Below are 9,364 nucleotides of genomic sequence, written 5' to 3'. Positions count from 1 at the left end.
TCCAAACGAGGAAACTCTCGTAAACAAAGAGGTTTTAGAGGCTTATTTACCATGGACTAAAGTTGTACAAGAAAAGTGCAAATAAGAAATCTCCAGATTAGGAACTATCCGTGAGTTCTCTAGTCTGGAGATTTTTCAATATACTTCGTTATTGGGCGGTTACGGATATTTTAATGCCACAACCTATTGTTCCTGTAGAGATTCCACAATCTCGACATTTTGATTCTAAAAAGAGAAATGATATGCTGCTTAAAGTTCGTAATTATCGCCAAGAAGAAGATTGGGCTAAGATGGGTTTACCAATCACACGTAAGGAAATCTCTAATTGGCATATCAAGACGAGTCAATACTATTTAGAGTCCCTTTATAAGCTTTTACGAGAAAAGTTGTTAGAACACGCTCTTCTTCATGCGGATGAAACCTCTTATCGGGTCTTAGAAAGTGATAGCCATCTGACCTACTATTGGACTTTTTTGTCTGGAAAATCAGAGAAACAAGGGATTAGGCTTTACCACCATGATCAGCGTCGAAGTGGTTCAGTAGTACAAGAATTCCTAGGAGATTATTCTGGCTATGTGCATTGTGATATGTTGCGGCAGTAACTTAGGACTTTAGTCCTCTAGTTCTGCCTATGCGATAGCAGTCCAAGGTTTAGGAGCAAGGCGACGCTAAGCTTGGTAAACTGCGAACCGCTAGAAGCTTATCATCAACTGGAAGAAGCTGAACTTGTTGGATGTTGGGCGCATGTGAGAAGGAAATTTTTTGAAGCCACTCCCAAACGAGGCAACTCTCGTAAACAAAGAGGTTTTAGAGGCTTATTTACCATGGAATAAAGTTGTACAAGAAAAGTGCAAATAAGAAATCTCCAGATTAGGAACTATCCGTAAGTTCTCTAGTCTGGAGATTTTTCAATATACTTCGTTATTGGACGGTTACTTTTCTTCTGAAAATACTAGCTAGCATCAGTTGTCCTAAAATTTAGTGTCAGTGCGTCATAACAAGGTATCTATCATTAGGCTAATAGAGATAAAATAAACAATTGATTTAGAACATTTGTTTGATAGTGGTGATAAAGTTTTAAATCTGCTACATAATTTGTGGAGTTTTTTCTATAATTAGGAGTTTAACCTAATCTACAAATAGGAGTATACTAATAATGTAATCGTTATCAAAAGTCTAAAAAAGAATTTTTAGATGGATATCAAAATAAAAAGGGAGGAAATTATGAATAAGTTTTCAAAAACCTTGAGAGATAACTGGATCTTTCTCTTGATGGTTTTGCCAGGGGCACTCTGGTTGATTCTATTCTTCTACATTCCAGTATTTGGGAACGTGGTTGCCTTCAAAGACTACCACATGACCAGTAATGGTTTCATAGATAGTATCATAAATAGTAAATGGGTCGGACTCGATAATTTCAGATTCTTATTTAGTTCAAGAGACGCCTTTATTATCACACGAAATACGGTCCTCTACAATCTTGGCTTTATCTTTCTAGGTTTAGTTGTATCTGTAGGGATTGCCATTATCCTCAGTGAACTCCGTTCCAAGAGAATGGTGAAGATTTTCCAAACTTCTATGTTGTTCCCTTACTTCTTGTCTTGGGTTATCATCAGTTTCTTTACAGATGCCTTCCTAAATATTGATAAAGGGGTGTTCAACCATTTATTGGAAAGTCTTGGTCTAAAAGAAGTCAACTTCTACGCTGATTTGGGAATTTGGCCCTATCTCCTACTTTTCCTAGGTATTTGGAAAGGTTTTGGATATAGCAGTGTCATGTACTATGCGACGATTATGGGAATTGATCCAACCTACTACGAAGCAGCGACAGTAGACGGAGCTAGCAAATGGCAACGGATTCGCAATGTAACCATTCCGCAGTTGACACCATTGGTAACCGTATTGACCATCCTTGCAGTTGGAAATATCTTCCGTGCAGACTTCGGTCTTTTCTACCAAATCCCTCACAATGCTGGTCAGCTTTATAACGTAACCAACGTCTTGGACGTATATGTATATAATGGTTTGACTCAGACAGCGGACATCGGGATGGCTTCAGCAGCAGGTCTCTACCAATCAGTAGTCGGATTGATTCTGGTGGTTCTATCAAACTTACTTGCAAGACGAGTTGATCCAAACTCAGCTTTGTTCTAGAAAGGAGGAGAATATGGCAGAAAAGAAAATTAAAAAAGAAAAAATTGATAATGTCGGCATTCACTCCTTCAGTAAGAAAGCAGATATCTTCTTCAGTATCATTTCGGGTTTGATTGCCCTCTCTTGTATCCTACCCTTCGTATTCGTTATCATTATTTCAGTGACGGACGAGAAAAGCCTCCTCCAATACGGCTACAGCTTCTTCCCATCCCAATTTGGATTAGACGGTTTTGAGTTCTTGGCACAGTTTAAGGATAAAATCTTACAAGCCCTCTTCATTTCTGTCTTTGTAACCGTAGTTGGGACATTTACAAATGTCTTTATCACAACAACCTATGCCTACGCTATCTCACGGACAACATTTAAGTATCGCAGATTTTTTACCATCTTCGTCCTTCTCAGTATGTTGTTCAACGCTGGTTTGGTACCAGGTTATATCATGGTGACCCGTGTGCTTCAGCTTGGGGATACTGTTTGGGCCTTGATTGTTCCAATGCTTCTCTCACCATTTAACATCATCTTGATGCGTTCCTTCTTCAAGAAGACCATTCCAGAAGCCATTCTCGAATCGGCTCGTATCGATGGTGCCAGTGAGGCTCGGATTTTCTTCCAAATCTGTTTGCCATTGTCACTACCAGGTATCGCAACCATCACGCTTTTGACAGCACTTGGTTTCTGGAATGACTGGTTCAACGCCCTTCTTTACATCAAGAGTGACAACTTGTATCCATTGCAATATTTGCTTATGCAAATCCAGCAAAATATGGACTACATCGCCAAAGCGGTCGGCTTGACTGGTCAACTGGGAGTTGCTCTACCGAAAGAAACGGGACGTATGGCCATGGTTGTGGTTGCAACCCTTCCAATCGCGATTTTGTATCCATTCTTCCAACGCTACTTTGTAAAAGGTTTAACTATCGGTGGTGTGAAAGAATAGTGCTTATTGAGGAAAAACATTTCTCAGTTCCCAACTTCCCTTGCGTGAAGTTAACATCATTACATTGTTTATAAGTTTAAAAATAAAAAAAGGAGTTTTTATCATGAAAAACTGGAAAAAATATGCTTTTGCATCTGCTAGTGTAGTCGCTTTGGCTGCAGGTCTTGCTGCTTGTGGAAACTTGACAGGTAACAGCAAAAAAGCTGCTGATTCAGGTGACAAACCTATTATCAAAATGTACCAAATCGGTGACAAACCAGACAACTTGGATGAGTTGCTAGAAAATGCCAACAAAATCATCGAAGAAAAAGTTGGTGCCAAATTGGATATCCAATACCTTGGCTGGGGTGACTATGGTAAGAAAATGTCAGTTATCACATCATCTGGTGAAAACTATGATATTGCCTTTGCAGATAACTATATTGTAAATGCTCAAAAAGGTGCTTACGCTGACTTGACAGAATTGTACAAAAAAGAAGGTAAAGACCTTTACAAGGCACTTGACCCAGCTTACATCAAGGGTAATACTGTAAATGGTAAGATTTACGCTGTTCCAGTTGCAGCCAACGTTGCATCATCTCAAAACTTTGCCTTCAACGGAACTCTCCTTGCTAAATATGGTATCGATATTTCAGGTGTTACTTCTTACGAAACTCTTGAGCCAGTCTTGAAACAAATTAAAGAAAAAGCTCCAGACGTAGTACCATTTGCTATTGGTAAAGTTTTCATCCCATCTGATAACTTTGACTACCCAGTAGCAAACGGTCTTCCATTCGTTATCGACCTTGAAGGCGATACTACTAAAGTTGTAAACCGTTACGAAGTGCCTCGTTTCAAAGAACACTTGAAGACTCTTCACAAATTCTATGAAGCTGGCTACATTCCAAAAGACGTCGCAACAAGCGATACTTCCTTTGACCTTCAACAAGATACTTGGTTCGTTCGTGAAGAAACAGTAGGACCAGCTGACTACGGTAACAGCTTGCTTTCACGTGTTGCCAACAAAGATATCCAAATCAAACCAATTACTAACTTCATCAAGAAAAACCAAACAACACAAGTTGCTAACTTTGTCATCTCAAACAACTCTAAGAACAAAGAAAAATCAATGGAAATCTTGAACCTCTTGAATACGAATCCAGAACTCTTGAACGGTCTTGTTTACGGTCCAGAAGGCAAGAACTGGGAAAAAATTGAAGGTAAAGAAAACCGTGTTCGCGTTCTTGATGGCTACAAAGGAAACACTCACATGGGTGGATGGAACACTGGTAACAACTGGATCCTTTACATCAACGAAAACGTTACAGACCAACAAATCGAAAATTCTAAGAAAGAATTGGCAGAAGCTAAAGAATCTCCAGCGCTTGGATTTATCTTCAATACTGACAATGTGAAATCTGAAATCTCAGCTATTGCTAACACAATGCAACAATTTGATACAGCTATCAACACTGGTACTGTAGACCCAGATAAAGCGATTCCAGAATTGATGGAAAAATTGAAATCTGAAGGTGCCTACGAAAAAGTATTGAACGAAATGCAAAAACAATACGATGAATTCTTGAAAAACAAAAAATAATCAGCTAAATTGATTTCGTGTATTCATTCCTAACTCCTAAAATAAGAATCACTGCTTTCTTCAGGCTTATCTGGGGAAGGCAGTGATTTTTTGAATGAAAAATAAACCAACTAATATGATTCAGGTATAGTTGGTCTTTTTGTATAAAATTGCTATTTTATGAGGAGTGTTGTCTCTGTAATAAATCATTCTTATCCCAAGTATAGAACTTCATCACAGAGACATTCGATATCTTGCTCTATATGAGAAGCTAGAATAATAAGTTTCCCCTTTTCTTTTAGGTGGAGTAATTTTTCACGAATTTTTTGAACAGATTGCTTATCAAGTCCGTTCATTGGTTCATCTAAGAGTAATATATCTGGATTTTCCATAAAAGCCTGTGCTAGAGCTAATTTTTGTTTCATTCCTAAAGAGTAGTGTTTTACTTTTTTAGAAGAACTAGGATTGAGTCCTACATCTATCATACTCTGAATGATTTCTTTCTCTCCTATTTTATTTTTGATTAGAGCTAGTTGATGTAAGTTATCAAAACCAGAATAACCTTCCAGAAATCCTGGAGTCTCAATAATAACACCTACACTTGGTAAGAAGGGAAAATCTATTCCAAGTATGTTTCCATCTAATTCGATTTTTCCTTCAGTTATACCTTCTAATCCCGCTAAACACTTGAGTAAAACTGTTTTTCCTGAACCGTTATATCCAACAATTCCGTATATATTTCCACTGGAAAATTCAAAGGAAAGGTCTTCAAAAATTACATTGTGTTTATAGTTTTTACGAATAGATTTTAAATGTAAGTCTGTCATATCTATTGTCTCCTTATTTTTTTCATAACAACTAGGATTATGGTGAGCAAAAGGTATAAAAGTAGGATACGAGTAATTATTTCTGGTAGGGATAGTAAGCCAGAATGGGCTTCGTATTTAATATAATGGAAGTCTAGCCAAGTTAAAGGAGATAAAAATTTAATCCAGAAACGTGAAGCTTCTGTAATAAATAATTCTACAATAACTAATCCACAGGCTAAGGTATTTCCTAAATTAGAATAATGACTATTGAAAACGAAAATCACTCCCCCAATCAATATGAACATAAGGAATAGCAATAAGAATATTTGAAAAAAAGCTCCATAGGGAGAATAATATTGCAGTATAATTGAGCGTAGATGCGTCATGCTATCAACACCTTCCGGAAATGAAATACGTCCTTGAGCTAAGGAGGGTAGGAGACGTCCCCAATGATTTGAAAAGTGTAGTGTAGGAAGAAAAGTGATTAGAATGCTGATGATTTGGTAAATCGAAGCGATTAAGCTCGCTATAATCAGATAAATAAACTGGGAGAGCATCCACTTTTTCTGTCCGATTTTTAAGATTAACCAAAACTGGAAAGTATCTTTTAAAGGAAGATTGCTAAATAGTAGTATGACAGATAAAATAGAAATTGCAGTGAACCATTGACTCGTGAAGAGAACAGTTACAATGCTGACAGGATAAGTTTCTTTGAAGTGATTAGCTAAATTAGAAAAAGGTAGCATTAAAATCAAAGTATAGAGGTGAAAGAAAATTAAGATAGGCAACAATCGTTTAAAGGTGAATTGTTGTTTTAAGAGAATAGTTACTACACGTATAATCTCCATAAGATTACTCCTTATCATAAAAATGCCAATGTTTTTTAAGAGCTAGTCGAATGATCTCTATTGACAAAAGTGCCCATAGAGTTAAGAAAATATAAGGATAAAGCAACGAAAAAATATTTCGAAAGTTTTCGTCACCTACTTGAAAATATGCTAGCCCTTCTCGTAAATAATCATCTGTCGTTAAGACGATATGTGGTAGAGTAAAAAAAGGGAGAACTCTCTCTAAACCAAATGTTGTGAGGACAAACCAGGCTGTACTTGGAAGAAGATAGACCATTAACACATTAGGGTAAAAAACGGAAAGAACTCCACCTAATAGAGTAAAGAATGCAAAATAGAGTCCAATTAGACTAATGAGAAGGAAGTAGAAAAGGAATATAAATCCTTGATTTAACAACCACTGATTGCTAAAAGTAGATGAGTAGTGAGAATTAGTGAGGGGAAAATAAAAGGAGAGGAGAATTAAAAAACAGAATCCTAAGGTCAGTCCTACAAAATAAGAACGGAAAATTAACCGTTTGACGAAGGAAGAAGCGTATTGTCGCAGAGACATACGACTAAGTAAAAAAGGAAGTCTATTTTGATGGTAGTCTTGTGAAAAGTCTGTTACTACAGTGGAAGCTGCTGTTAAGATATATAATGACATTGCTAGATTTCTAGAGAAGGAGAGCATGAAATAATCAGGGACTGCAAGTGAATTTCTTCCGTCTAATTTTATTGTTAGATCTGTATAGGACATCATCAATGCAACTACTAAGGAAAAGAGTAGTCCAATCCAAATCCTCCAATCTTTTAGCGTATATTTAAAGGGGAGAAGTAGTTTCATCTAACTTACCTCTTTCCAGTTTGTGGGATCGATAACTGCTTTATCTATACGATCTTTTTCTTTGATTGTAAAGATTAGGAAGGGACGATAGAGATTTCCTCCATAGAGTTCTTTTTCTTGAGTGGGAATAGGTATATACTCAATTGTAAATGACTCAATATAAATTGGACTGTCCAAAATCAAATTTTCGTATTTTTCTTTTAAGACGTCTAATCCTTTTTGGACAGAAAGAGTCGCCATTTTATCTATTTTTTGAGTCGGTAAGATAACACCAGATAAATCAATTCCTTGAATCCCTGCTTGGGTGATGATAAAGTTTAGGTCAGGACCATGAATAAAACTAATCTCTCCGGATGAACCTAGCTGAGTTTCGCCATCAATAACTCTTTTACTAGAAAGTTTTGGAAAAACAGTAACATAGCACATATCAGTCAGATTGTTTTTGTCTATCTTTGTTCCTTTTAATTCTTTGGCATTTCTTTCGTAGGTTGGGAGATACTCAAGGAGTGTTTCTTTTGAGATAGCGTAGATGAGATAATCATAATCGTCAAATCCTAATTGGAGGGTATTTAGAAATTGCTTAACTTTGTTAACACCATCTTCTTTTGAAAATGGAAGTTCTTCTTTAAAGTCGGTTAGATTTAGATTATTTTCAATAGCGTCTAATCGTAGGTTGTGGAAAACACTTGATAGATCTGATATTTGATCAGATGTTAAATGAATCCATGATCCAGTTTTATTGACGGTAATATCTGCTCTGGTCTTTCCTTTTTGGAGTCTGGTTAAAGGATTCTTATCGGCAATAATTTCACTAATTTCACTATCGCTTCCCATAAAATTTTGGATAGCTGTTACCAATGTTTCTTTGTCTCCTTTTTTTGAGTCCCAAAAAGGCAATTCTTCTTTATAGGAGGTATCTATCTGGTCTGATAGATAGATTTGCTCTGTTATCTCTTTATAACCTTCTTTTATGGGAAGATTTTCCTTATTTATCTCAGTTGTTTGCTTTTGGCTATATTGACAAGCTGTTAAAAAGATAAAGGGAAGAATAAGTAGAAATAATAGGTATTTTTTCATAGTAAAAAGCTCCTTTAAAAAAGGAGCAGAGACATGATACTTTTTAGATGATGCCTCTACTCTTAGAAGGGGGCGTTAGGCTAGTGAGCGCTCACATGATAAACTAGCGAATAACCCAATGTTTGTTACTTTTTGTTTTGAGACGAATTAAGGGTCAAAACGTCCTGTTATATTCGAATTGAGCCAACCATATTTAGAGGCGTTGAGATAATAATAGCGTCCAATTGTTCCATAACCATTGTTATAGCGAAGATTATAGCGACCATTTGAATCAGCTATTTTCATCTCAGTTGCAGGCTCATCCTCAGCAGCAGTCCAAGCGCGAATTCTGACCTTTTTTCCCCAACCAAGACCACCTGTGATATTAGCAACAGCAGGGGAGCCGTCTGTTTTTTCAGTTTTTCGGCTACTAACGGAATAGTCTTCGCGTGTAACATGAAGATTGAAATACACCATCTTAGCAGAAACAGTCTGACTAGCTAAGGGGAGTAAGCAAGCGACTCCCAGTCCTAATGCGATGCATTTTTTCAAATTTGTCATCACAATACCTCCTTTGTATTTTAGTGAAACCGATTTCATTTATATTGTACTACTTTTTTTTTATAATGTCAACCGCAAAATAAAGTATTTGTGATTGTGTGTAATTCGAATGTGATAATGTCTTTATAAAATAAGTTATTAGATTTACATATCTCATAAAATATGGTTAAATTATTATATTGAATTTAGAATAGTACAGCATCTCTTCTAAAATATTGTTATAAATTGATTTGGATTCCAAAATTAAATTGCTCGATTCTTATTTCATTTTATTATATTTGACCCAGATAAAGCGATTCCAGAATTGATGGAAAAATTGAAATCTGAAGGTGCCTACGAAAAAGTATTGAACGAAATGCAAAAACAATACGATGAATTCTTGAAAAACAAAAAATAATCAGCTAAATTGATTTCGTGTATTCATTCCTAACTCCTAAAATAAGAATCACTGCTTTCCTCAGGCTTATCTGGGGGAGGCAGTGGTTTTTTGGGCACAAGGATATAGATATTCCTGTTTTTTCTTATCCTTATTTTAATACTCAATGAAAATCAAAGAGTAAACTAGGAAGCTAGCCGCAGGCTGCTCAAAACACAGTTTTGAGGTTGTGGATAGAA

At 36.3% G+C, this 9,364-nt stretch carries 9 protein-coding genes and 1 pseudogene; 5 read left to right on the top strand and 5 right to left on the bottom strand.

Translation table 11 applies throughout. The features are described 5' to 3' along the window. Positions 1-173 precede the first annotated feature (173 nt). The 4 genes and pseudogenes from HT708_RS10915 to HT708_RS10895 form a co-directional block, all read left to right on the top strand. Positions 174-731, top strand: a pseudogene (locus tag HT708_RS10915) (transposase); the annotation flags it as partial. Between the two features lie 493 nt (positions 732-1,224). Further along, positions 1,225-2,154, top strand: a complete 930-nt coding sequence (locus HT708_RS10905) for a sugar ABC transporter permease (RefSeq protein ID WP_007284784.1) — start codon at positions 1,225-1,227, stop codon at positions 2,152-2,154. Positions 2,155-2,167: 13 nt separating this feature from the next. Next, the gene (locus HT708_RS10900) at positions 2,168-3,091 is read left to right on the top strand and encodes a carbohydrate ABC transporter permease (RefSeq protein WP_000818348.1); all 924 of its coding nucleotides are present in this window, start codon (positions 2,168-2,170) and stop codon (positions 3,089-3,091) included. Between the two features lie 103 nt (positions 3,092-3,194). Then, a complete protein-coding gene (locus HT708_RS10895; protein ID WP_172926387.1) occupies positions 3,195-4,670 on the top strand; it encodes an ABC transporter substrate-binding protein in 1,476 nt (491 codons plus the stop codon). A gap of 191 nt (positions 4,671-4,861) precedes the next feature. On the opposite strand, the gene HT708_RS10890 is transcribed toward HT708_RS10895, so the two are convergent. The 5 genes from HT708_RS10890 to HT708_RS10870 all read right to left on the bottom strand — a co-directional run bounded on the left by HT708_RS10890 (position 4,862) and on the right by HT708_RS10870 (position 8,749). Continuing rightward, positions 4,862-5,476: an ATP-binding cassette domain-containing protein gene (locus tag HT708_RS10890; protein ID WP_000130638.1), complete on the bottom strand. Its 615-nt coding sequence runs from the start codon at positions 5,474-5,476 to the stop codon at positions 4,862-4,864. A 2-nt stretch (positions 5,477-5,478) separates the two neighbouring features. Then, the gene (locus HT708_RS10885) at positions 5,479-6,306 is read right to left on the bottom strand and encodes a hypothetical protein (protein WP_138700137.1); all 828 of its coding nucleotides are present in this window, start codon (positions 6,304-6,306) and stop codon (positions 5,479-5,481) included. Between the two features lie 4 nt (positions 6,307-6,310). Further along, positions 6,311-7,132: a hypothetical protein gene (locus HT708_RS10880; RefSeq protein WP_000771482.1), complete on the bottom strand. Its 822-nt coding sequence runs from the start codon at positions 7,130-7,132 to the stop codon at positions 6,311-6,313. Next, a complete protein-coding gene (locus HT708_RS10875) occupies positions 7,133-8,209 on the bottom strand; it encodes a hypothetical protein (RefSeq protein ID WP_050223173.1) in 1,077 nt (358 codons plus the stop codon). A 147-nt stretch (positions 8,210-8,356) separates the two neighbouring features. Next, positions 8,357-8,749, bottom strand: coding sequence for a hypothetical protein (locus HT708_RS10870; protein ID WP_023941407.1), 393 nt, complete (start codon positions 8,747-8,749; stop codon positions 8,357-8,359). Between the two features lie 247 nt (positions 8,750-8,996). Here HT708_RS10870 and HT708_RS10865 point away from each other — a divergent pair, with 247 nt between their 5' ends. Beyond that, positions 8,997-9,146: a DUF3502 domain-containing protein gene (locus tag HT708_RS10865; protein WP_338132250.1), complete on the top strand. Its 150-nt coding sequence runs from the start codon at positions 8,997-8,999 to the stop codon at positions 9,144-9,146. Positions 9,147-9,364 lie beyond the last annotated feature (218 nt).

This window comes from Streptococcus sp. 3613 (assembly GCF_013277375.1).
Taxonomy (GTDB): domain Bacteria; phylum Bacillota; class Bacilli; order Lactobacillales; family Streptococcaceae; genus Streptococcus; species Streptococcus pseudopneumoniae.
The sequence above is the reverse complement of the archived record's forward strand: the minus strand, read 5'-3'. Positions and strand labels throughout refer to the sequence as shown.

Coding starts and splice junctions, on each gene's coding strand:
- HT708_RS10900 (WP_000818348.1), top strand. CDS start 2,168: ATGGCAGAAAAGAAAATTAAAAAAGAAAAAATTGATAATGTCGGCATT.
- HT708_RS10870 (WP_023941407.1), bottom strand. CDS start 8,749: ATGACAAATTTGAAAAAATGCATCGCATTAGGACTGGGAGTCGCTTGC.
- HT708_RS10875 (WP_050223173.1), bottom strand. CDS start 8,209: ATGAAAAAATACCTATTATTTCTACTTATTCTTCCCTTTATCTTTTTA.
- HT708_RS10890 (WP_000130638.1), bottom strand. CDS start 5,476: ATGACAGACTTACATTTAAAATCTATTCGTAAAAACTATAAACACAAT.
- HT708_RS10880 (WP_000771482.1), bottom strand. CDS start 7,132: ATGAAACTACTTCTCCCCTTTAAATATACGCTAAAAGATTGGAGGATT.
- HT708_RS10905 (WP_007284784.1), top strand. CDS start 1,225: ATGAATAAGTTTTCAAAAACCTTGAGAGATAACTGGATCTTTCTCTTG.
- HT708_RS10885 (WP_138700137.1), bottom strand. CDS start 6,306: ATGGAGATTATACGTGTAGTAACTATTCTCTTAAAACAACAATTCACC.
- HT708_RS10895 (WP_172926387.1), top strand. CDS start 3,195: ATGAAAAACTGGAAAAAATATGCTTTTGCATCTGCTAGTGTAGTCGCT.